This window comes from Pseudomonas oryzihabitans NBRC 102199, assembly GCF_000730625.1.
Lineage (GTDB): Bacteria > Pseudomonadota > Gammaproteobacteria > Pseudomonadales > Pseudomonadaceae > Chryseomonas > Chryseomonas oryzihabitans.
Genome location: NZ_BBIT01000021.1, coordinates 24,914 through 45,013 on the forward strand (window position 1 = coordinate 24,914; position 20,100 = coordinate 45,013).

The following is a 20,100-nucleotide window of genomic DNA, read 5'->3' on the forward strand; positions in this document are numbered from 1 at the left end:
TACAGCCGGTCATTTCCCGGCAGTCGCGCTGTAACAGTTTGTAACCTGCTGTTTTGTCATGAATTTGTAGCTTTTCGCCGCCTAGGATGCCGCCCTCATTTAAGCGCGCAAGGCAGACATCGGATGGGCAACTGGGCACGACGCCAGGTCTTGGGTTGGCTCGCGGCGGGCGCCACGGCACCCCTGCTGGGTGGCTGTGCCCGGGGTTTTTCCGCCAGTCCGGCGGACACCGATCTGCAGCTGCTCTATGTCGCCGACACCCTGGATGCCCGCGAACCCGGCTGGCCGGTGGTGCCGCGGGTGCGGCTCGGGCCGGCCGGGCGGATCGGCGCCGCGCCCTGGCGTACCGGCGCCGACGCGGCTCGTCTCGCTCCCGCGCTGGCACCGCTGCTGGATGCCGGGCGTGGCGACGGCCAGCGCTATGGTGGCTATGCCGCCCTGGCCTGCCAGCTGACCCAGTTGCGCACCCGCCAGGGCGCGATCCGTAGCCTGACCCTGGAAAACGGCCAAAGCTGGAACGGCAGCGGCCTGACCCAGCTGACCCGCGGCGAGGCCGGGGTCGAGGGCAGCCAGTTGCTGGGCAGCGAGGTCCGTGTCAGCAGCGACGAGCGCCTGCTCTGGCCCGAGCGCAGCGCCGCCCTCTATCGCCGCTATGGTCGCCCGGTGCTGGGCGCCACCCTTACCGAAGACCAGCGCACCGCCCTGGGCGTCGCCCCCTTCGCCCTGATCGAGCGCGACGGGGTGCGCATCGCCCTGGTCGGCGTGACCGATCCCTATGCCAGCGACCAGCAGGCGCCGCTGGCCGACTGGTATGCCCGACTGCGCCCGGTGCTGGCCGAGGCCCGGGGCAAGGCCGATCTGCTGGTGGTGCTGGCCGATGTCGGCAGCGGGCCGGGCCTGTGGCTGGCCGAGCGGCTGGAGGAAGCGGACCTGCTGCTCTGCGCCCGCGGCCAGGATCTCTGGCCGGAACTGATCCCGGTGATGCGCGGCAGCGGGCGTCCGCTGCCGGTGTGCCTGCCGGGCTGCCGCGGCGTCGGTATCTTCGAGATCCGCTGCCGGGGCGGTCGCGACGGCTGGCGCCTGGACGCCGTCTTCCATCCGGTGCAGGCCGAGCGCGTCTCGGATCGAGCCCTGCTGGAACATTATCAGCGGCAACTGGCGCGGGCCCGGGCGCCCCATGCCGGCTGGCTCGACCAGCGCCTGGCACGGGCGCCGGTGGACCTCTGGCGCCGCGACCTGCTCGGCGGCAGCTGGGATGCCCTGATCGCCGCGGCCCTGGGCGGTGGCGATGCGCAGCCGGTGCTGCTGCCAGGGCTCAGATATGACCTGCCCCTGCGGCGGGGCGACTGGATCACCCGCGAGCACCTGATCGCCCTCTGTGGCGGCCACGAGGCCACGGTGCTGGATCTGCCCACCTCGGCGGACGGCCTGCGCACGCTTCTGGAAGAGGCCGCCGACAACCGCTTCGGCGAACCCCTGCTGCTGGACAACAGCCAGGATCTGCCGCGGCTGCTGGGCGTTCAGTGGACCTGCCGCTACGGCGCGCCGCGCGGCCAGCGCATCGGACCGCTGCAGGCACCCCTGGGCGCCTCCTTTACCTGTCGCACCTTTGCCCTGGGGCGTGAACTCGGCACCGGCGAGGCGCTGTGGCAGCGCCTCGAAGCCTATCTGCGCGCCCGGCCCGCCGACTGGGGCCTGGTACCCCTGGCGCCGCCACGCCTGGAGTTCGTCGAGGGTCATCCGGGCTGGCATCCGCTGGCTGCCTTGCGCCGCCGTCTGGAGTCGCTGGCCTGATGGCGCGCCTGCTCATCCATCCCCTGGCGCTGCGGCTGCTGACCCTGCTGTGGCTGGGCATCGCCGCCTGGCTGGCGGCCCGGGTGGTCTGCGACCTGCGCCTGCTGTGGCTGCCGACGCCCGCGCCCAGCGCCCAGGTCGAGGCGGCACCGGCGGCCGATCTGCTTGCCGGCCATTGGCGCGCCGCCAGCCAGGCCGCACCCAGCAGCCTGCCGATCCAGTGGGTCGGGGCGATCAAGGCGGTGCCCATCGACGGCTCGGTGGTGGTGCTGCGCCACGGCGATCGCCAGCTGTCCCTGGTGCTGGGCGACAGCCTGGCGCCCGGTCTGGTGCTGACCGCCATCGACGCCCAGGGCCTGGTCTTTACCCGCGGCGATCGCGAAGAGCGGTTGCCCTGGCCGGCGCCGCGCGAACTCGTCGGGCTCGCCGCCAGCGGTACGGCCAAGCCGGCGCCGATCAAGGCCGCGCCCCTGCCGAGCGCGGAGGAGGGTGACCTGGCCACTCTGCTCAGGCGCATTCGCGCCACCCCGGTGCGCGAGCATGGCGAGCTGACCGGCTACCGCCTGCAACCCGGCGCCGAGCCGGCCTTCTTCAGTGGCCTGGGCCTGGAGCCCGGCGACGTCCTGCGCCGGGTGGACGCCGTCCCCGTGGCCGATACCCGGGCGCTCCTGCAACGCCTGCCGCACTGGCGCGCCACCGGCGCCCTGACCCTGGAACTGGAACGTCAGGGGCGTGCCCTGGCCCTACCCGTGAGACTGTCCCTGTGAAGAAACGCAGCTATTGCGGCCTGCTCCTCGCCTTCTGCCTGCTCGGCGCCCAGGCCGAACAACGCTTCGAGGTCAACTTCGAGAACACCGAGATCGATCTGTTCATCGAAAGCGTCGGGCGCATCACCGGCACCAACTTCGTCATCGACCCCCGGGTGCGCGGCACCCTGACGGTGCGCAGCGCCCAGCCCCTGGCCGCCGACGATGTCTATGCCCTGGCCCTGGCCCAGTTGCGCGCCAACGGCTACGCCGCGGTGGAGCTGGACGACGGCAGCGTGAAGATCCTGCCGGACCAGGCCGCCCGTACCGAGCCGCTGCCGGTGGAGCTGGATGACGGCGCCCCGGCCAAGGCCGGGGCCGGCGATACCGTGGCGACCCGGGTGTTCGCCGTGCGCGGTGGCAATCTCGAACAGCTGCTGGGCATCGTCCGTCCGCTGATGGACGCCCGGGTCGGGGTGGCCACGCCCTATCCGGCCAGCAACCTGCTGGTGGTGACCGACTGGCGCAGCAACCTCAGTCGCATCGGTCAGCTACTGACGCGGCTGGACCGCGGCCGCGACGAGCCGGTGGAGATGATCACCCTGCGCCATGCCCAGGCGCGCGACACCGCGCCGCTGGTGGAGCGGCTGCTGGCCAGTCGCGGCCAGGCCGGTGGTGGTGTCCAGGTGCTGGCGGACGCCCGCAGCAATGCTCTCATGGTGCGCGGCGACGAGGCCGTGCGCCGCCAGGTGCGCCGGCTGGTGGCCGAACTGGACGTCTCTCGCGATGCGGCCAGCGACACCGAGGTGGTCTATCTGCACCACGCCAAGGCCGGCGAGGTGGTCAAGGTGCTGCGCGGCCTGAGCGGCGAGGTTACCCAGGAGGCACGGGTGGAGATTCCCGCGGCACCCGTCGCTGGTAATACCACCCCTATAGATGGTGGAGCAGAAGGGGAAAGCCCGCTGCCCAAGAGCGGCGGGACGCTGGTGCCGGGGGCGCCCGGTATTCGTCTGGAAGCGGACATGGGGACCAACTCCATCGTGCTGATCGGTCCGCCACGGGAGCTCGCCGGCTACAAGCGCATCATCAGCCAGCTGGATATCCGCCGCGCCCAGGTCGTGGTGGAAGCCATCATCGCCGAGATCACCGACACCAAGGCCAACCAGCTGGGTGTCCAGTGGCTGTTTCTCGACCGCAACGGCAACCTGCCGGCGGGCAGCGTCAACTTCACCAACGGCACGCCCATCAACGGCATCGCCGCCGCCGCGGCCAACCAGGACACCACCGCCCTGGGCAGTCTGCTGTCGGGCATGCAGGGCATCTCCGCCGGGGTCGGGCGCATCGGTGGCAGCGGTTTGAATTTCGTCACCCTGCTGCAGGCCATGCGCAGCGAGAGCGGTTTCAACCTGCTGTCGACGCCGACGCTGCTGACCCTGGACAACGCCGAGGCCTCGATCATGGTCGGCCAGGAGGTGCCCTTCGTCACCGGTTCGGTCACCAGCAACAACGCCAATCCCTACCAGACCATCGAGCGCCGCGAGGTGGGGGTCAAGCTGCGCCTCAAGCCGCAGATCAACGAAGGCGACACCGTGCGCATGGAGATCGTCCAGGAGGTCTCGTCGCTGGCCGACAACGTGCGCGCCAGCGACGTGGTCACCAACAAGCGTGAGATCAAGACCACGGTGATGGTCGAGGACAACGGCCTCATCGTCCTCGGCGGCCTGATCAGCAACGAAGGCAACGACAGCGACCAGCGGGTGCCGCTGCTGGGCGACGTGCCGGTGCTGGGCAATCTGTTCAAGTCGCGCACCCGCTCCAGCACCAAGCAGAATCTGGTGGTGTTCATCCGCCCGCGCATCCTGCGCGATCCGGCGCTGGTGCAGCAGATCAGCGAGGACAAGTATCGCGGCATGCGCGCCGCCGCCCCGGCCGCTGCCTTGCCGGCCACCCCGCCGGGCAGTCGCGGCGCGCCCACCCTGCAGAGTCTCTATCCCTCGGCGCGGGCGCGCCTGGACGGCCTCTGATGACACCGACGCTGCCTTATCGCCTGGCGCGCCAGGCCGGTATCGCCCTGGCCGCCGCGCCCGACGGCTATCGGCTGCTGTGCCGTACGGATGCCGATCTGGCCCTGCTGCAGGAAGTACAGCGTCGCCATGGTCCCCCCCTGGGCTGCGACTGGCTGCCCCGCGAGGTCTTCGAGCAGCGCCTGGGGCCGCTCTACGAAGCCGGCCAGGCCACCAGCGAAGCCCTGGTGGAAGGCCTGGGCGAGACCGTCGACCTGGCCGGGTTGATGGAGGAGTTGCCGCGGGTCGAGGACCTGCTCGACAGCGCTGGCGAGGCACCGGTGATCCGCCTGATCAACGCCCTGTTCGCCGAGGCCCTGCGCCTGGACGCCTCCGACCTGCACGTGGAGACCTTCGAGCAGGCACTGGTGGTGCGGGTGCGGGTGGATGGGGTGCTGCGCGAATTGCTGCGCCCGCCGCGGGCCCTGTCGGCCATGCTGGTATCGCGGATCAAGGTCATGGCGCGGCTGGACATCGCCGAGAAGCGCCAGCCCCAGGACGGCCGCATCACCCTGAGGGCCAGCGGCCGGGACGTCGACATCCGCGTCTCGACCCTGCCCGGCGTCCACGGCGAGCGGGTGGTGATGCGCATCCTCGACAAGCAGGCCAGCCTGCTGGAGCTGGCGCGCCTCGGCCTGCCGCCGGCCATAGACACTGGCCTGCGTGGTGCCCTGGCCCAGCCCAACGGCATCCTGCTGGTGACCGGGCCGACCGGCTCGGGCAAGACCACCACCCTCTATGCCAGCCTGGGCCTGCTCAACGAGGGCAGCCGCAGCATCCTCACCGTGGAAGACCCGGTGGAATATGCCTTGCCCGGCATCGGCCAGACCCCGGTCAACCCCCGTGCCGGCCTGACCTTCGCCAGCGGCCTGAGGGCCATCCTGCGCCAGGACCCGGACGTCATCATGATCGGCGAGATCCGCGACGTGGAGACTGCCGGCATCGCCGTGCAGGCCAGTCTCACCGGTCACCTGGTGCTCTCCACCCTGCATACCAACAGCGCCCTGGGCGCCATTACCCGGCTGCGCGACATGGGCGTGGAGCCCTTCCTGCTGGCCTCCAGCCTCAAGGGGGTGCTGGCCCAGCGGCTGGTACGGCGGCTCTGTGGCTGCGCTGCCTGGCGTCCGCTGCGCCCGGCCGAGCAGGCGCTCCTGCCGGGGCTGGCCGGCCTCGAACGGCTGCGCGAGCCCCAGGGCTGCGCGGCGTGCAACGGCAGTGGCTATCGCGGTCGCCTGGGGCTCTATGAATTCGTCGCCCTGGACGCCGAACTGGCCGAGCTCATCTATCGAGGCGCCGGTGAAGGCGAGATGGCGCGACTGCTGGAAGGCCGCCGCGCGACCCTGGCCGAGGGCGCCCTGGCGCGCCTGGCGGCGGGCGAGACCAGCCTGGCGGAGGTGCTGCGTGCGGCGCACCAGTAACGCACTCGGCGGAGCGCTGCGCTGATGCCGGCCTACCGCTACCTGGCGCTGGACGGCGACGGGCGTCGCCAGCGCGATGTCATCCAGGCCGAAAGCGAGCGCCACGCCCGCCAGCTGCTGCGCGAGCGCGGCCTCTTTCCCCGCGAGGTGCAGGCGAGCGGTCCGGTGCGCGGCGCGCGCGGTCGCGGCGGACGGCTGGACGCCAACAGCCGCACCGATTTCACCCGCCAGCTGGCGACCCTGGTGGGCGCCGCCATTCCCCTGGCCGAGGCCCTGCAGATGCTCGAGCGCCAGAGTCGCCAGGCGGCGCTCAAGGCCTTGCTGCTGGATCTGCTGGGCCAGGTGCGCGAGGGCTACACCCTGGCCGACAGCCTGGGTCGCCATCCCGGCACCTTCGATCCGCTGTACCTGACCCTGGTGGCCGCCGGGGAGCGGGCCGGGCGCCTGGGCCCGGTGCTGGAACGCCTGGCCGACTATCTCGAACGGGTGCAGCGCCAGCGCCACAAGGCGCGTACCGCGCTCATCTATCCCCTGGCGCTGGCCCTGGTCTCCATCGCCGTGGTGGCCGGCCTGATGACCTTCGTGGTGCCCAAGCTCACCGAGCAATTCATCCACAGTGGCCTGCAATTGCCCTGGATCACCCGCGCCCTGGTGGCCGTCAGCGATGGCCTGCTGGTCTTTGGGCCCTGGTTGCTGGGTCTGCTGGTGCTGGCCGGTGTCGGTCTGCAGCGCCTGCTGCGCCAGGTCCTGTGGCGGCGACGCTGGCATCGCCAGCTGTTGCGCCTGCCGCGCCTGGGCGAGTTGCTGCGCACCCTCGACAGCGCCCGCCTGACCCGCAGCCTGGCGATCCTGGTCGGCAGCGGCATCCCGGTGCTCGAAGGCCTGCAGGTCAGTCGTGCCACCCTGGGCAACCAGGTCCTGGGTGACGCCCTGGACGCCGCCATCGAGCAGGTCACCGCCGGTACCGGCCTCGGCCGGGCGCTGGATCGCACCGCGGTGTTTCCGCCGCTGCTGGTGAACATGGTCGCCAGCGGCGAGGCCAGCGGCACCCTCGACGCCATGCTGGAGCGGGTTGCGGATGCTCAGGAGCGGGATTTCAACCAGCAGGTGGACCTGGCCCTGGCGCTGTTCGAACCGGTGCTGATCCTCATCCTCGGCGGCGTGGTGCTGGCCATCGTCCTCGCCATCCTGCTGCCCATCATGCAGCTCAACCAGGCGCTCAACCTCTGATGCACCCCAAGGAGACTTTCGCGATGCGCTCTTATGCCGTACCCGCCCGCCAGGCCGGCTTCACCCTCATCGAGATCATGGTGGTGATCTTCATCATCGGCCTGCTGGTGGCCATCGTCGCGCCCAATGTGCTGGACAACCAGGACAAGGCCATGCAGCAGAAGGCTCGCGCCGATCTCGCCAGCCTGGAGCAGGCGCTGGACATGTACCGCCTGGACAACCTGCGCTATCCCACCGCCGAGCAGGGCCTGGCCGCCCTGGTGAGCAAGCCGACCCAGGCCCCCGAGCCGCGCAACTACCGCGCCGACGGCTATATCCGTCGCCTGCCGGAAGACCCCTGGGGCGCCGCCTATCGCTATCGCATCCCCGGCGAACATGGCCGAGTGGATCTCTACAGCCTCGGCGCCGACGGTCGCGAAGGCGGCGAGGGCAGCGACGCCGACATCGGCAACTGGACCCTCTGAGCTGCCATGCCGGGGCGCCAGGGCGGTTTCACCCTGCTGGAGCTGATGGTCGTGCTCTTGATCGTCGGCCTGCTCACCGCCGTAGGCGTGGCGCGCCTGGGCGGCGGCAGCCCGGCCGGGCAGTGGCGCCTGGAAAGTCTGGCGGGCGACTTCCAGCTGGCGCGGGACACCGCCCGCCGCAGCGGCCGCATCCTCGGCTGGCAGGCCGACGCCACCGGCTTTCGCTATCTGCAACTGGTGGCCGACACCCGCGGGCCACGCTGGCAACCCCTGGCCAGTGCCGATCTGCCGGACGGGCGCTGGCCGAGTGGTCTGCAACTGGCCGAGCCGGTGAGTGCCCAGCCGCGGCTGATCTGGTGGCCGAATGGCGATACCCAGGGCCAGCGCCTGGCCTTTGCCGAAGACGAGCGGCAGTGGCTGCTGGTGGTCGACGGGCGCGGCCGCGCCTCGGTGGAGCAGCCATGAAGCAGACCGGTTTCACCCTGCTGGAGGTGCTGGTGGCCCTGGCCATCGTCGCCTTCATGGCGGTGGGCGTCAGCCAGGTGATCGGCCAGCGACTGGACATCGCCGGGGTCGCCCAGTCCCGCGAGCTGGCCCAGCTGTGCGCACGTGAACTCACTGCCCGGGCGCAGGTGGAGGGCCTGGCCACCGGCCAGGGCGAGTTGAACCAGGGTGGCGAACGCTGCTACTGGCGCCTGGAGGGCGCAAGCGGCCCCCTCGGCGGGCGGCTGACGCTCTATGCCGATGCCGCGCTCAGTCGAAGCCTGGGCGACTGGCCGATCCAGGCCGGAGTCCAGCCATGAGAAACCAGGCGGGCATGACCCTGATCGAGGTGCTGCTGGCCATCGCCCTCACGGCGCTGCTCGCCGTCTTGCTCGGCAGTCTGGTCAATCTCTGGCTCGACGCCCGCGGTCGCCTGGCCGCGCGGGAATCGACCAACGCCCGGGTGCTGGACCTCTGCGGCCTGCTGGAGCGGCGCCTGGGTGGTCTGGTCCTGCGCCCGCTGCAGGAGCACCGGTTGCCGCTGCACAACGCCCTGCTGGACTGGCGCCCCGCCGAGAACCGCCTGGACTGGGTCGCCCTGGACAGCCTGCCGCTGAGTGCGGGGCAGGGCGCCGGTCGCCTGCGCCGCCAACGCCTGGAATGGGATGCCGCCCAGGAACGGCTGCGACTCTGGCGCAGTGCCGAGCTGGATGCGGTGGAGGCCCCGGTCTGGCAACCGGTGTTCGATCAGTCCGGCATCGAGCGCCTGCAACTGGAATTCCACGGCGGCGGTCGTTGGCTCGCCTATCCGCCCCCGGCCGAACCCGCCAACGGGGTACGGCTGACCTTTACCCTGCAGGGTGCCGGCTATGTCTGTACCTTCGCCCTGCCTCAGACAGGTTGACCCCATGCTCGCCTCCCTCCCGCTCGGGCGCCTGCTGCCCCTGCTGCGCCGCGACCTCAGCCCCGCCCACAGCTCCACGCGGCTGCTCCTGCGTACGCGGCGACCCGGTCCGCCGGGCCCGGACAATCCGCTGGTGGCCGCGCGCCTTCAGGACGGCCAGCTGCAAGCCGCGGCAGCGCTGCCCGCGTCCGCCCAGCCGGTGACCCTGCTGCTGCATGGCGAAGACTGCAGCCTGTTCGATGTCGCCGCGCCCAAGGGGCTGCGTCCGCACGAATGGGGCCTGCTGCTGGAGGACCAGCTGCTGGCGGAGGCCAGTGACCAGCACCTGGTCTGCCTGGGGCGCAGCCCGGGTCGGTTGCGCCTGCTGGCCCTGGATCGGGCGCTGCTGGAGGCCTGGCGTGAGCACTGCGCCGCCTGCGGCTGGACGGTGGCGGCCTGCTGGGTCGACTTCCAGCTGCTGCCCGAGCCCACCGCCGAGAGCGGGATCGGCCTGCGCCTGGGCGAAGGCCTGAGATTCAAGACCCGCGTCGAGGGCCACGAGGTCTGGCTGACCTGGCCGCACGCCCTCGAAGCCAGTCTGCCGCCCGCCCTGGCCGCGATGCTCGAAGCCGGGCCCGAGGCCTCCGGCGATCCGCTCTGGCCCCAGCCCGTCGCCGGCTTTGCGCCCCAGGATCTCTGGCCGCGCCAGGGCCAGCGTCGCAGTCGGCCCGCGCTGGGCCTGCCGCGTCCGCTGGTGCTGGGCATGGCCGCGGCCGCGGTGCTGGCGATCCTGCACCTGGGCCTGCAACAGGTCCAGCAGTGGCGACTGGCCCAGCTCGACCGGGCCTATGTCGCCCAACGGCTGGGTCTGGCCAGCGACGGCCTCCAGGCCGGCCGCGCCGAACGCGAACTCCAGTTGGCCAGCCGCACCCGGCGGCAGCTGGAGGGCCAGTGGCGCCTCTGGCAGCGCCTCAGGGAGCCCCTTGGCGCCGCCCTGACCAGCGCACCAGGGCTGCGTCTGGTGGAGTGGTCGCTCGATGAGCAGGGCATCCAGCTGGTGCTGGAAGGGCCCGCCAGTCTGGACAAGACCTTGCGCAGCCGACTCGGCGAGGAATTCGCTACCCTGCAGTGGCAACGGCAGGCCGGACGTCTGACCCTGCGCCTGGCAGTCCCGACGGAGAAACGACCATGAGCACCCTCTTGCAGCGCTGGCAGCGGCTGCCTGCCGAACGCCAGCGACTGGCCCTCGGCGGCCTGGTCATTCTGCTGCTGGCCGCCATCCTCTGGCTGCGCCCCACTCCAGGGGGCCGACCGGCCTCGGTGGACTGGGTCCGCCTCGCCGCAGAGGCCCGGGCACTGCCGGTCGCCCAGCCGCTGCAGGAGACGGACTGGCGCGCTGCGGTAGGCGGGGTGACCTTCAGCGCCCTGACCCTGGCCGAGCCGGTCTGGCACCTGCGTGGCGAAGCGGCGGATATCGCTGCGGTGGAACGGCTGCAGGCCTGGGCGCGGGCACGCGGCTGGTTGCCGCAGACCCTCAGGATTCGCAGCCAGTCAGGGGGCGTGGCCTTCGAACTGGACGTCCTGGCGGTGCTGGTGGGGCGGACGCCATGATGCACTGGCTCGCGCGCCTGGTCGTTACCCTGTTCGCCCTGCTGATCTTCGCCCTGGGCTGCCTGCTCTATTGGCCCGCGGCGGACTGGCTGCCGCGGCTGCTACCGCCCCAGGTCACCCCGGTGGGGTTGCAGGGTTCCCTGCTAGGCGGCGGCATGCAGCGCCTCGACTGGTCGGGCGGCGGTGCCGGACCCTGGCAATGGCAGCTGCGCTGGCCGGGCCGGTTGCAGGTCAGGATCGGCGAGCCCGAGGCTGCGCCCTGGGCAATGGTCCTCAGCGGCTGGCCCTGGCGGTGGCAGGCCGATCTCGCCGGAGGTGACCTGCGCTGGCTGCAGGCGCCGGGCAGCGCGCTGCTCGCCGGTCGGCTGGTGGGCGAGGTACGCCTGGCAGGCAGCTGGCGACGTTGCCAGGCGGCGGGTGGCGGATGGCAGGGCGATGGCCTGCAGCTCCTGGCGCCCCGGCGTCTCGCCCTGGGCGAGTCCCGGCTGCAGGTGGATTGCCAGACGGCGCCCTGGCTGCAGGGCGTCTTCGAGCGCACCGGCCAACATCGCCTGGAACTGCGCCTGAGCCTGGCCAACTGGCGCGGGCAGGTGCAGGGCACGGCGCAGCCCGGCAGCGACATGGCGTCGGTGCTGCAGAACATCGGCTGGCTCAGGCCCGGGCAGAGCCAGGTGATGGGGCGCTTCTGAATCTGGAAGGGCAGGGATCAGGCGACGCGCAGGCCCTGGCTCGACCCCAGCTTCGCCAGGTGGAGCAGGCCTTCCTCCCACTGCCGATGCCCGGAGCGGGTGTTGATATGGCCGGCACCGGGCAGGACATCCAGTTCGCTGCCCCAGGCCTGCGCCAGGGCTTCGGCCCGCGGCAGGCTGATGGCATGGTCGTTGTCCGAGGTCACCACCCGCGAGGGGAAGGGTAACGGCTGGCGTGGCAAGGGGGCGAAACCCACCAGCTCCACGGGGCAACCCGGACGTTCGACATCGGCCGGCGCCACCAGCAAGGCCGCCAGCACCCGCTGCCGGCGGGCCACCGGCGCGCTGGCCGCCCAACGGGCGACGGTCACGCACCCCAGGCTATGGGCGATCAGCACCACCGGCGCATTGGCCTGGGCGATGGCCGCGTCGAGGGCGGCGACCCAGCGCTGCGGATCGGGACGCTGCCAGTCGTCCTGTTCGACCCGACGGGCATCCGGCAGGCGGCGTTGCCAGTGGGTCTGCCAATGCTCGGGACCGGAGCCTTGCCAACCGGGAAGGATGAGATAGCGGGTCATGGCGGTGCTCCGCGGGGGAAAGGGAGCATCAATAGTGCCGACGGTCGATCCGTAGGAGAAAGAATAAAAGGCGCTTTGTTTATGCCTTACGCCTTGGTATGCAGTGGCGGAATCGCGATCGTGGCGGTTCGCCGATGCGACCGCTCCTACGGAACTTCGGCGTTTTGTGGATCGCGGCCATGGCTGCTCCTACGGAAATATCCGTCTCGTGTAGGAGCGGCCGCGTCGGCGGACCGCCATGGCCGCGATCAAAAAAACCAACTACTCGTTCCGCCCCAACCGTTCCACTTCCTGCAGCCAGCGCAGCCGCTGTTCCTCGTCCGCCGCCCGCACCGGCGAATACTCGTGCACCTGCAGCACCTGGATGCCGCAGGCTTCGAGGCCTTCCTGGATGCCCTGGCGATGGGGCGCATGGTTGCGCAGGCGCTGCCAGGGGGAGGGCGGGGTGTCGGAGGTGACCAGCAGCTCGGCGCTGCGGCCGGTCAGCAGCGGCTCGCCGCCCCAGGTCTGGTCGCGCTGGGCGAAGGCGAAGCCCGGTTGCAGCACGCGCTCGAGAAAGCCCGCCAGCACCGCCGGCAGGCCGTTCCACCACACCGGGTAGATGAACACCAGGTGCTCGGCCCAGTGGATCTGCCGCTGGGCTTCCAGCAGATCCGGCTCCAGCGTCTGCGAGAGGTCATAGCCCTCGCGCAGCACCGGATCGAACTGGGCGTCGGCCAGCTTGAGCTGGCGCACCACCTGGCCACTGGCCTGGGCGCCCTGGACATAGGCATCGGCCAGCGACTGGCAGAAACTGGTGCGCTTGGGATTGCCCTGGATGACCAGCAGGCGCCGGCCATCCCCTTCCAGCGGCGTGGCGCCGCGTGCCTCAGCCACGGCCACCGGCTTCCAGCATGGTTTCCGGACGTACCCATTCGTCGAACTGCGCATCGGTCAGGTAGCCGAGCTCCAGCGCGGCGGCGCGCAGGGTCTTGTTCTCGGCATAGGCCTTCTTGGCGATCTCGGCGGCCTTGTCGTAGCCGATGTGCGGATTGAGCGCCGTCACCAGCATCAGCCCCTGTTCCAGGTGCTCGGCCATCTTGTGCTCGTCCGGCTCCATGCCGGTGACGCAATGGGTGTTGAAGTTGCGGCAGCCATCGGCCAGCAGGCGAATGGATTCCAGCACGTTGTGGGCGATCACCGGCTTGTAGACGTTGAGCTGCAGATGGCCCTGGCTCGCGGCGAAACCCACGGTGACGTCGTTGCCGATCACCTGGCAGGCCAGCATCGACAGGGCCTCGCACTGGGTGGGATTGACCTTGCCCGGCATGATGGAGCTGCCCGGTTCGTTGGCCGGCAGTTTCACCTCGGCGAAGCCGGCGCGCGGACCGGAGCCCAGCAGGCGCAGGTCGTTGGCGATCTTCATCAGGGCCACGGCCAGGGTCTTGAGGCCGCCGTGCAGGGCCACCAGCGGCTCATGGCCGGCGAGGGCGGCGAACTTGTTCGGTGCGGTGACGAAGGGCAGACCGGTGAGTTCGGCGATTTCCTTGGCGATGGCTTCGTCGAAGCCCTTGGGCGCGTTGAGACCGGTGCCCACGGCGGTGCCGCCCTGGGCCAGTTCCAGGACCGCCGGCAGGGCGTTGCGGATGGCCCGCTCGGCCAGATCCAGCTGGGCGACGAAGGCCGACAGCTCCTGGCCGAAGGTCACCGGGGTGGCGTCCATCATGTGGGTGCGGCCGGTCTTGACCAGGTTCTGGTAGCGCGCCGATTGCAGTGCCAGGCCGCCGGACAGCTCGGCGATGGCCGGCAGCAGGTCGTTCTGCACCGCCAGGGCGGTGGCGATGTGCATGGCGGTGGGGAAGCAGTCGTTGGAGCTCTGCCCGCGATTGACGTGGTCATTGGGATGGACCGGCTTCTTGCCGCCCATGCCGTTGCCGGCCAGTTCGTTGCTGCGCCCGGCGATGACCTCGTTGACGTTCATGTTGCTCTGGGTGCCGCTGCCGGTCTGCCAGACCACCAGGGGAAACTGGTCGTCATGGAAACCGTCGAGGATCTCGCTGCTGGCCTTCTCGATCAGGGTGGCGACGTCTTCCGGCAACTCGCCAAGGCGCAGATTGACCCGCGCGGCCGCCTTCTTCACCGTCGCCAGGGCATGCACCACCGCCAGCGGCATCTGCTGGTTGCCGATGGCGAAGTTTTCCAGCGACCTCTGGGTCTGGGCACCCCAGTAGACGTCGTCGGCTACTTCGATGGGGCCGATGCTATCGGTTTCGGTGCGGCTCATGGCGGTCTCCGTTGATGAGGTAGGGTCCAGCTAACTTGGGCAGCAGGTTAGCGCCAGGGTTCCCAAATGGGAAGTATTCTCAAATGGCTGCGGATCCTCACCAAGTTCAGGCCAGGTTCAGCCGCTCTGTGGCACACTCGCGGTCCATTTTCAGCCTCCTGAAGGATGCCCATGAAGAAGACCCTCCGTACGCTTGGCGCCGTCGTTGTGCTCGCCAGCGCCAGCAGCTTCGCCCTGGCCGATGCCAAGAGCCACGCGGCCGACGCGGAGCGCTTTCTCAAGCTGGCCAACGCCGACAAGCTGACCACGCCGGTCTATGCCCAGGTCCAGCAACTCTTCGCCCAGCACTTCGAGCAGGCCAAGGCGCCGGCCAAGAAGGCCGTGCTGGAAAGCTACACCGCCCGCGCCAACCAGGCGCTGGACAGCACCATCGGCTGGGAAAAGATCAAGCCCGAGATGGTCAAGCTGTACACCGACAACTTCACCGAAGACGAGCTGGAAGGCCTGATCAAGTTCTACCAGTCCGATCTGGGCAAGAAGATGATCGCCACCCTGCCGCGCCTGTCGGCGCAGTCCGCCCAGCTGACCCAGGCCAAGCTGGAGCAGGCGGTACCCAAGGTCAACGGCATCCTCGCCGAGATGGACAAGGAGCTGGGCGTGAAGCCGCCGGCCGGTGCCGAGAACGCGCCGCCGCCCGCCAAGCGCTGATTCCCGCCGTTGCCACGAAGCCCGGACCTGTTCCGGGCTTTGTCGTCTGAGGGCCGACCGGAGCGATTCCGGGCGGGCCGCCAGCCCGTTAGAATGCGGGTTCTTACAGTCGAGGTATCCCCATGAGCATGCGCGAACGTATCCAGTCCAGCCTGGGCCTGTTGCAACCCGAGCACCTGGAGGTGCTGGACGAAAGCCACATGCACAGTCGCGGCCAGGAGACCCACTACAAGGCGGTGGTGGTCAGCCCGCACTTCGCCGGTCTCAACGCGGTGAAGCGCCACCAGAAGGTCTACGGCACCCTGGGCGAACTCATGGGCCAGTTCCATGCCCTGGCGCTGCACACCTACACCCCGGAAGAGTGGGCGGCCCAGGGGCAGGCACCGGATTCGCCCACCTGCCGCGGCGGCAGCAAGCACGACCTGGCGGGTTGAGTCCCGCCAGCCCTGTTCAGCGACAGCCTGTATTGGTTAAAATTTGATCGGCGCCGGCATCCTTGCCGGCGTTTTCGTCAAAGAACCTGTTTCATGACCTCGCGAGCTAGAGACAAACAAGGCGAAAAGGGCTGAGGAAGCGGAGTTTACGAGTGGTAAATGAGCATTCCAAAGACCTTTTCAACGCAGTTTGGCCGACGCGCAGCAGGTCATGAACAGGTTCTAACCGGTCCGCCCTTTGCGAGGGCGACCCCTGGGAACCCGAAGATGACCGACAAGATTGTCGTGGCGGCCTTGTACAAGTTCGTCACCCTGGACGACTACGTCCAATTGCGTGAACCCCTGCTGCAGACCCTCCTGGCGAACGACGTCAAGGGCACCCTGCTGCTGGCCGAGGAAGGCATCAATGGCACCGTCTCCGGCAGCCGCGCGGGCATCGATGCCGTGCTCGCCTGGCTGCGCGCCGATCCGCGCCTGGTCGACATCGACCACAAGGAATCCTACTGCGCCGAGCAGCCCTTCTATCGCACCAAGGTCAAGCTGAAGAAGGAGATCGTCACCCTAGGCGTGCCCGGCGTCGATCCCAACCAGCGCGTGGGGACCTATGTCGAACCCCGGAACTGGAATGCCCTGGTCGACGATCCCGAGGTGCTGGTGATCGACACCCGCAACGACTACGAGGTGGGCATCGGCAGCTTCAAGGGCGCCATCGATCCCAAGACCAAGAGCTTCCGCGATTTCCCGGCCTATATCCGCGAGCACTTCGATCCGGCCCGGCACCGGAAGGTCGCCATGTTCTGCACCGGCGGCATCCGCTGCGAGAAGGCGTCGAGCTTCATGCTTCAGGAGGGCTTTCCCGAGGTCTTCCACCTCAAGGGCGGCATCCTCAAGTACCTCGAAGAGGTGCCCGCGGCCGAGTCGCGCTGGGAGGGCGAGTGCTTCGTCTTCGACAACCGGGTGACCGTGACCCATGACCTCGCCGAAGGGGTCTACGACCAGTGCCATGCCTGCCGCACGCCGGTCTCGCCGGAAGACATGCAGTCGCCGCACTACAGCCCCGGCATCAGCTGCCCGCACTGCTGGGATTCGCTGTCGGAAAAGACCCGCGCTGGCGCTCGCGAGCGGCAGAAGCAGATCGAACTGGCGCGTCTGCGCAACGAACCCCACCCCATCGGCCGCGATCCGCGGCTCAACGCCACGCCCAGCCTCGAGGAGGTCTAGGATGACCGGTCGCCTGCTCTATGTGATGGACCCCATGTGCTCCTGGTGCTGGGGCTTCGCCCCGGTGGTCGAGCGCCTGGCCGAGCGGGCGGCTGCCCAGGACATCCCCCTGCAGCTGGTGGTCGGCGGCCTGCGCCGCGAGCGGGTGGCCCAGGACACCGCCAGCCGGGTACGCACCCTGGCCTACTGGCAGGCGGTACAGGAGACCACTGGCCAGCCCTTCGCCCTCGACCAGGGCCCGCCGGAAGGCCTGGTGTACGACACCGAGCCGGCCTGCCGCGCCCTGGTCGCCGCGCGCCAACTCGACGAAGAGGCCGTCTGGCCGCTGGCCAAGCGCATCCAGCGAGCCTTCTATGTCGAAGCCCGCGACGTCACCCAGCCGGCGCTGCTGGTGGAACTGGCCGAGGCCTGTGGCCTGCCGCGCATCGAATTCGCCCCGCTGTTCGACGGTGAGGCGGCGCACCAGGCCACCCAGGCCGACTTCGACTGGGCACTCAATCTGGGCATCGCCGGTTTCCCCACGCTGCTGGCCGAGCGGGACGGCCAGCTGGCGCTGATCACCAACGGCTACCAGCCGCTGGACGAACTGGAGCCGCTGCTGGACGCCTGGCTCAGCCGCGGCGCGCAGCCGGCGTGACCCTGGTCATCGACGAGCGTCTGACGCTGCCGGAGCAGGAAATCCAGCTCACCGCGGTGCGCGCCCAGGGCGCGGGTGGCCAGAACGTCAACAAGGTCTCCAGCGCCGTCCACCTGAGATTCGACATCCAGGCCTCGTCGCTGCCGGAAGCGCTCAAGGCGCGCCTGCTGGCCTTGCGCGACCAGCGCATCAGCCGCGACGGCGTGGTGGTGATCAAGGCGCAGCAATACCGCACCCAGGAGCAGAATCGCGCCGATGCCCTGGAGCGCCTGGCCGCGCTGATCGCCGCCGCCAACGTCCAGGAAAAGCCACGGCGACCCACCAAGCCCACCTACGGCTCCAAGCAGCGCCGCCTGGAAGGCAAGTCGCGTCGCAGCGGCCTCAAGGCCAGTCGCGGACGGGTGGATTTCTAGGGTGCGCGCGAGCCTGAGCTAGCGCACCACGATCAGCGCGCTGCCGGCGGCTTCCAGCATGTTGCGGGTGTTGCTGCCCATGAAGAAGTGGCGCAGGCGGGAGTGGCCGAAGGCGCCCATCACCACCAGCTCGAGACCGTGCTGCTTGCGATAACGCTCCAGGCCCAGCTCCACGTCGCCGTCGGTGATGGCGGTGGTGACCGTGCGGCCCCGGGCTCTGAGTTCGTCGGCGGCGCGAGCGAGGGCGACGCGGCGTTCTTCGCGGTCGCGGCCAACCGTCACCAGGTGGCAGGCCAGGCCGTCGAACAGTCGGCAGTTGGCCACCCAGGTCACCGCCTTGCGGGCGCTGCTGCTGTCGTCATAGGCCAGCAGCACGCCGTCGGGTTTGACGAACAGGTGGCCGGCCACCAGCAGCGGGCGATGCAGGAGGCGGATGGCGCTCTCCAGATGGCGACCGATCAGCCGCTTGGGCGGGCTGTCCTCGCCCTGGCGGCCCAGCACGATGAGGTCGAAATCCTCCTGCAGACTCTCCAGCGAACCTATCAGGTCACCGTGCTGCAGCACGGCGCCGGCGCAGCGGGCCTGCTGCTCCTCTACCCGCAACTGGGCGGCATCGAGCAGCAGCCGACCCTGGTCTTCGGCGAGATTGCCGCGCTGCGCGTCCAGGGCGGCCAGCTCGGTGAGCAGGTGTTCGCGGTTGACCAGCAGCGGCGGCGTGGCCTGGCCCGGCCGCGGGAAGCGGCGCTGATCCAGTACATGCAGCAGGGTGAGCGGGGCATCCAGGGCGAGGCCTGCCCAGGCGGCGAAGTCGCAGACGGCGGCGCTGACGGCCGAGCCGTCGAGGCAGGCAAGGATCTTGGACATGGCCGCGGATCTCCGGGAGCAGGACATTGCTGGGAAAGACCCGGCGGCGCCGTCCGGGGTTCAATCGCCGAGGGCGAGGTCGTCCGTCACCCCGCCGCGACGCAGCAGCTGCTTGCAGCGTTGCGACAGGTGCAGCACCCGCACCCGCTTGCCGGCCTTGGCATAGCGTTCGTGCAGGGTATGCAGCGCCGCCACCGCGGAGTAGTCGACGAAACTCAGGTGGCGGCAGTCCACCACGACCTTCGCGGGATCGCCGGCCGGATCGAACTGGTTGAGAAAGGTGGCGGTGGAGGCGAAGAACAGGGTGCCGTGCACCTGGTACCTCTTGCTGCCGTCCGCCTCCAGGTGGCTGTCGGCATAGAGCCGGCGGGCGTGCTGCCAGGCGAAGTTGAGCGCGGCCAGGACGATGCCGCAGAGCACCGCGGTGGCGAGATCGGCGAAGACGGTGATCACGGTGACGGCGACGATCATCAGCATGTCGCTGCGCGGAACCCGGTGCAGCACCCGCAGCGAGGCCCAGGCAAAGGTCTGCTGGGCGACCACGAACATGGTGCCGACCAGCGCCGCCAGGGGAATGCGCTCGATCAGCGGCGAGAGAAACAGCACGAAGAGCAGCATCAGCACGCCGGCGACCACCCCCGACAGCCGGCCACGGCCACCGGAACTCAGGTTGATCATGGTCTGGCCGATCATGGCGCAACCGCCCATGCCGCCGAACAGCCCCGAGGCCAGGTTGGCCGCGCCGAGCGCCACGCACTCGCGATTGGGGCGGCCGCGGCTCTCGGTGATTTCGTCGGTGAGATTCAGCGTCAGCAGGGTCTCCAGCAGGCCGACCAGGGCCATCAGCACCGCATAGGGCAGGATGATCTGCAGGGTTTCCAGACTCCAGGGGATGTCGGGCAGCGTCAGCCGCGGCAGGCCGCCGGCGATATGGGCCATGTCGCCCAGGGTACGGGTCGGCAGGTCGAGGAAGTGCACCGCCAAGCCGACGCCGAGGATGGCGGCCAGGGCCGGCGGCACGGCGCGGGTCAGGCGCGGCAGGAGCCAGATGATGGCCATGGTCGCTGCGGTCAGGCCGATCATCAGATACAGCGGGGTACCGCTGAGCCAGGTCTCGCCCTGCTTGAAGTGCTCCAGCTGGGCCAGGGCGATGACGATGGCCAGGCCGTTGACGAACCCCAGCATCACCGGGTGCGGCACCATGCGGATCAGCTTGCCCAGGCGCAGAAGACCGAAGCCGATCATCAGCAGGCCGCCGAGCACCACCGTGGCCAGCAGGTACTGCACGCCGTGCTGCACCACCAGGGCGATGATGACCACCGCCATGGAGCCGGCGGCGCCGGAGACCATGCCGGGGCGGCCACCGAAGAGGGCGGTGAGGGTACAGATGAAGAAGGCGCCATAGAGCCCCATCAGCGGGTTGAGATGGGCGACCAGGGCGAAGGCGATGCACTCGGGCACCAGGGCAAAGGACGTGGTGAGACCGGCCAGGATGTCGGCGCGGGGAGAGACACTTTTCATGGCGTATCCAGAACGGGCGATGGCGCGGCGGGGCGCGATCGCGGAGAGACGACAGGGCAGCAAGACACGGGCAGCCGCCG

22 protein-coding genes are annotated in these 20,100 nt (G+C 69.8%); 17 read left to right on the forward strand and 5 right to left on the reverse strand.

Going from position 1 to position 20,100, the window contains the following annotated elements:
- Nucleotides 1-123: 123 nt before the first annotated feature.
- From POR01S_RS20690 to POR01S_RS20745, 12 genes are read left to right on the forward strand one after another with little or no spacing between them, the layout of a single operon-like run.
- A complete protein-coding gene (locus POR01S_RS20690; protein WP_042138099.1) occupies nucleotides 124-1,794 on the forward strand; it encodes a bifunctional UDP-sugar hydrolase/5'-nucleotidase in 1,671 nt (556 codons plus the stop codon).
- Nucleotides 1,794-2,561, forward strand: coding sequence for a hypothetical protein (locus tag POR01S_RS23895; protein ID WP_052382688.1), 768 nt, complete (start codon nucleotides 1,794-1,796; stop codon nucleotides 2,559-2,561). The genes POR01S_RS20690 and POR01S_RS23895 overlap by 1 nt, the downstream gene beginning before the upstream one ends.
- Nucleotides 2,558-4,564 carry a type II secretion system secretin GspD gene (gspD, locus tag POR01S_RS20700; protein ID WP_042138100.1) on the forward strand — a complete coding sequence of 669 codons (2,007 nt, stop codon included), beginning with the start codon at nucleotides 2,558-2,560 and terminating at the stop codon, nucleotides 4,562-4,564. Before POR01S_RS23895 ends, gspD begins: the two co-directional genes overlap by 4 nt.
- Nucleotides 4,564-6,021: a GspE/PulE family protein gene (locus tag POR01S_RS20705; RefSeq protein WP_042138101.1), complete on the forward strand. Its 1,458-nt coding sequence runs from the start codon at nucleotides 4,564-4,566 to the stop codon at nucleotides 6,019-6,021. Before gspD ends, POR01S_RS20705 begins: the two co-directional genes overlap by 1 nt.
- A gap of 24 nt (nucleotides 6,022-6,045) precedes the next feature.
- Nucleotides 6,046-7,251, forward strand: coding sequence for a type II secretion system inner membrane protein GspF (gene gspF, locus POR01S_RS20710; protein WP_027598400.1), 1,206 nt, complete (start codon nucleotides 6,046-6,048; stop codon nucleotides 7,249-7,251).
- Nucleotides 7,252-7,274: 23 nt separating this feature from the next.
- Nucleotides 7,275-7,715 carry a type II secretion system major pseudopilin GspG gene (gene gspG / locus POR01S_RS20715; RefSeq protein WP_027601436.1) on the forward strand — a complete coding sequence of 147 codons (441 nt, stop codon included), beginning with the start codon at nucleotides 7,275-7,277 and terminating at the stop codon, nucleotides 7,713-7,715.
- A 6-nt stretch (nucleotides 7,716-7,721) separates the two neighbouring features.
- Nucleotides 7,722-8,180 carry a GspH/FimT family pseudopilin gene (locus POR01S_RS20720; protein WP_042138103.1) on the forward strand — a complete coding sequence of 153 codons (459 nt, stop codon included), beginning with the start codon at nucleotides 7,722-7,724 and terminating at the stop codon, nucleotides 8,178-8,180.
- Nucleotides 8,177-8,518 (forward strand): prepilin-type N-terminal cleavage/methylation domain-containing protein, encoded by a 342-nt coding sequence (locus POR01S_RS20725; RefSeq protein WP_007162349.1) that lies wholly within the window; start codon nucleotides 8,177-8,179, stop codon nucleotides 8,516-8,518. The genes POR01S_RS20720 and POR01S_RS20725 overlap by 4 nt, the downstream gene beginning before the upstream one ends.
- Complete coding sequence (locus tag POR01S_RS20730) at nucleotides 8,515-9,102, forward strand: type II secretion system protein GspJ (RefSeq protein WP_042138105.1); 588 nt, start codon at nucleotides 8,515-8,517, stop codon at nucleotides 9,100-9,102. The genes POR01S_RS20725 and POR01S_RS20730 overlap by 4 nt, the downstream gene beginning before the upstream one ends.
- 4 nt (nucleotides 9,103-9,106) lie before the next feature.
- Complete coding sequence (locus POR01S_RS20735; RefSeq protein ID WP_042138107.1) at nucleotides 9,107-10,273, forward strand: type II secretion system protein GspL; 1,167 nt, start codon at nucleotides 9,107-9,109, stop codon at nucleotides 10,271-10,273.
- Nucleotides 10,270-10,692, forward strand: a complete 423-nt coding sequence (locus POR01S_RS20740) for a hypothetical protein (RefSeq protein ID WP_042138109.1) — start codon at nucleotides 10,270-10,272, stop codon at nucleotides 10,690-10,692. The genes POR01S_RS20735 and POR01S_RS20740 overlap by 4 nt, the downstream gene beginning before the upstream one ends.
- Nucleotides 10,689-11,381, forward strand: coding sequence for a hypothetical protein (locus POR01S_RS20745; RefSeq protein WP_042138110.1), 693 nt, complete (start codon nucleotides 10,689-10,691; stop codon nucleotides 11,379-11,381). Before POR01S_RS20740 ends, POR01S_RS20745 begins: the two co-directional genes overlap by 4 nt.
- Before the next feature lie 17 nt (nucleotides 11,382-11,398).
- Here POR01S_RS20745 and POR01S_RS20750 read toward each other — a convergent pair whose 3' ends face one another.
- The 3 genes from POR01S_RS20750 to POR01S_RS20760 form a co-directional block, all read right to left on the reverse strand.
- Entirely contained in the window at nucleotides 11,399-11,959 is a 561-nt protein-coding gene (locus POR01S_RS20750) for an RBBP9/YdeN family alpha/beta hydrolase (protein WP_027598393.1), read from the reverse strand.
- A 261-nt stretch (nucleotides 11,960-12,220) separates the two neighbouring features.
- Nucleotides 12,221-12,841, reverse strand: coding sequence for an NAD(P)H-dependent oxidoreductase (locus POR01S_RS20755; protein WP_042138113.1), 621 nt, complete (start codon nucleotides 12,839-12,841; stop codon nucleotides 12,221-12,223).
- The gene (locus POR01S_RS20760; protein ID WP_007162356.1) at nucleotides 12,828-14,222 is read right to left on the reverse strand and encodes a class II fumarate hydratase; all 1,395 of its coding nucleotides are present in this window, start codon (nucleotides 14,220-14,222) and stop codon (nucleotides 12,828-12,830) included. Before POR01S_RS20760 ends, POR01S_RS20755 begins: the two co-directional genes overlap by 14 nt.
- Before the next feature lie 171 nt (nucleotides 14,223-14,393).
- Here POR01S_RS20760 and POR01S_RS20765 point away from each other — a divergent pair, with 171 nt between their 5' ends.
- The 5 genes from POR01S_RS20765 to arfB all read left to right on the forward strand — a co-directional run bounded on the left by POR01S_RS20765 (nucleotide 14,394) and on the right by arfB (nucleotide 17,635).
- Nucleotides 14,394-14,930 carry a DUF2059 domain-containing protein gene (locus tag POR01S_RS20765; RefSeq protein ID WP_037006907.1) on the forward strand — a complete coding sequence of 179 codons (537 nt, stop codon included), beginning with the start codon at nucleotides 14,394-14,396 and terminating at the stop codon, nucleotides 14,928-14,930.
- A 122-nt stretch (nucleotides 14,931-15,052) separates the two neighbouring features.
- On the forward strand, nucleotides 15,053-15,364 hold the full coding sequence (locus POR01S_RS20770; RefSeq protein WP_007162358.1) for a BolA family protein: 312 nt from the start codon (nucleotides 15,053-15,055) through the stop codon (nucleotides 15,362-15,364).
- Nucleotides 15,365-15,631: 267 nt separating this feature from the next.
- On the forward strand, nucleotides 15,632-16,585 hold the full coding sequence (gene trhO / locus POR01S_RS20775; RefSeq protein ID WP_042138115.1) for an oxygen-dependent tRNA uridine(34) hydroxylase TrhO: 954 nt from the start codon (nucleotides 15,632-15,634) through the stop codon (nucleotides 16,583-16,585).
- A gap of 1 nt (nucleotide 16,586) precedes the next feature.
- On the forward strand, nucleotides 16,587-17,222 hold the full coding sequence (locus tag POR01S_RS20780) for a DsbA family protein (protein WP_042138117.1): 636 nt from the start codon (nucleotides 16,587-16,589) through the stop codon (nucleotides 17,220-17,222).
- Between the two features lie 2 nt (nucleotides 17,223-17,224).
- Nucleotides 17,225-17,635: an alternative ribosome rescue aminoacyl-tRNA hydrolase ArfB gene (gene arfB, locus POR01S_RS20785; RefSeq protein WP_037007065.1), complete on the forward strand. Its 411-nt coding sequence runs from the start codon at nucleotides 17,225-17,227 to the stop codon at nucleotides 17,633-17,635.
- Nucleotides 17,636-17,653: 18 nt separating this feature from the next.
- Here arfB and POR01S_RS20790 read toward each other — a convergent pair whose 3' ends face one another.
- Nucleotides 17,654-18,499 carry a universal stress protein gene (locus tag POR01S_RS20790; RefSeq protein WP_027598385.1) on the reverse strand — a complete coding sequence of 282 codons (846 nt, stop codon included), beginning with the start codon at nucleotides 18,497-18,499 and terminating at the stop codon, nucleotides 17,654-17,656.
- A 60-nt stretch (nucleotides 18,500-18,559) separates the two neighbouring features.
- A complete protein-coding gene (locus tag POR01S_RS20795; protein WP_042138121.1) occupies nucleotides 18,560-20,020 on the reverse strand; it encodes a SulP family inorganic anion transporter in 1,461 nt (486 codons plus the stop codon).
- Nucleotides 20,021-20,100: the final 80 nt, after the last annotated feature.

Coding starts and splice junctions, on each gene's coding strand:
- POR01S_RS20690 (WP_042138099.1), top strand. CDS start 124: ATGGGCAACTGGGCACGACGCCAGGTCTTGGGTTGGCTCGCGGCGGGC.
- POR01S_RS23895 (WP_052382688.1), top strand. CDS start 1,794: ATGGCGCGCCTGCTCATCCATCCCCTGGCGCTGCGGCTGCTGACCCTG.
- POR01S_RS20705 (WP_042138101.1), top strand. CDS start 4,564: ATGACACCGACGCTGCCTTATCGCCTGGCGCGCCAGGCCGGTATCGCC.
- gspF (WP_027598400.1), top strand. CDS start 6,046: ATGCCGGCCTACCGCTACCTGGCGCTGGACGGCGACGGGCGTCGCCAG.
- gspG (WP_027601436.1), top strand. CDS start 7,275: ATGCGCTCTTATGCCGTACCCGCCCGCCAGGCCGGCTTCACCCTCATC.
- POR01S_RS20720 (WP_042138103.1), top strand. CDS start 7,722: ATGCCGGGGCGCCAGGGCGGTTTCACCCTGCTGGAGCTGATGGTCGTG.
- POR01S_RS20725 (WP_007162349.1), top strand. CDS start 8,177: ATGAAGCAGACCGGTTTCACCCTGCTGGAGGTGCTGGTGGCCCTGGCC.
- POR01S_RS20730 (WP_042138105.1), top strand. CDS start 8,515: ATGAGAAACCAGGCGGGCATGACCCTGATCGAGGTGCTGCTGGCCATC.
- POR01S_RS20735 (WP_042138107.1), top strand. CDS start 9,107: ATGCTCGCCTCCCTCCCGCTCGGGCGCCTGCTGCCCCTGCTGCGCCGC.
- POR01S_RS20740 (WP_042138109.1), top strand. CDS start 10,270: ATGAGCACCCTCTTGCAGCGCTGGCAGCGGCTGCCTGCCGAACGCCAG.
- POR01S_RS20745 (WP_042138110.1), top strand. CDS start 10,689: ATGATGCACTGGCTCGCGCGCCTGGTCGTTACCCTGTTCGCCCTGCTG.
- POR01S_RS20750 (WP_027598393.1), bottom strand. CDS start 11,959: ATGACCCGCTATCTCATCCTTCCCGGTTGGCAAGGCTCCGGTCCCGAG.
- POR01S_RS20760 (WP_007162356.1), bottom strand. CDS start 14,222: ATGAGCCGCACCGAAACCGATAGCATCGGCCCCATCGAAGTAGCCGAC.
- POR01S_RS20765 (WP_037006907.1), top strand. CDS start 14,394: ATGAAGAAGACCCTCCGTACGCTTGGCGCCGTCGTTGTGCTCGCCAGC.
- POR01S_RS20770 (WP_007162358.1), top strand. CDS start 15,053: ATGAGCATGCGCGAACGTATCCAGTCCAGCCTGGGCCTGTTGCAACCC.
- trhO (WP_042138115.1), top strand. CDS start 15,632: ATGACCGACAAGATTGTCGTGGCGGCCTTGTACAAGTTCGTCACCCTG.
- POR01S_RS20780 (WP_042138117.1), top strand. CDS start 16,587: ATGACCGGTCGCCTGCTCTATGTGATGGACCCCATGTGCTCCTGGTGC.
- POR01S_RS20790 (WP_027598385.1), bottom strand. CDS start 18,499: ATGTCCAAGATCCTTGCCTGCCTCGACGGCTCGGCCGTCAGCGCCGCC.
- POR01S_RS20795 (WP_042138121.1), bottom strand. CDS start 20,020: ATGAAAAGTGTCTCTCCCCGCGCCGACATCCTGGCCGGTCTCACCACG.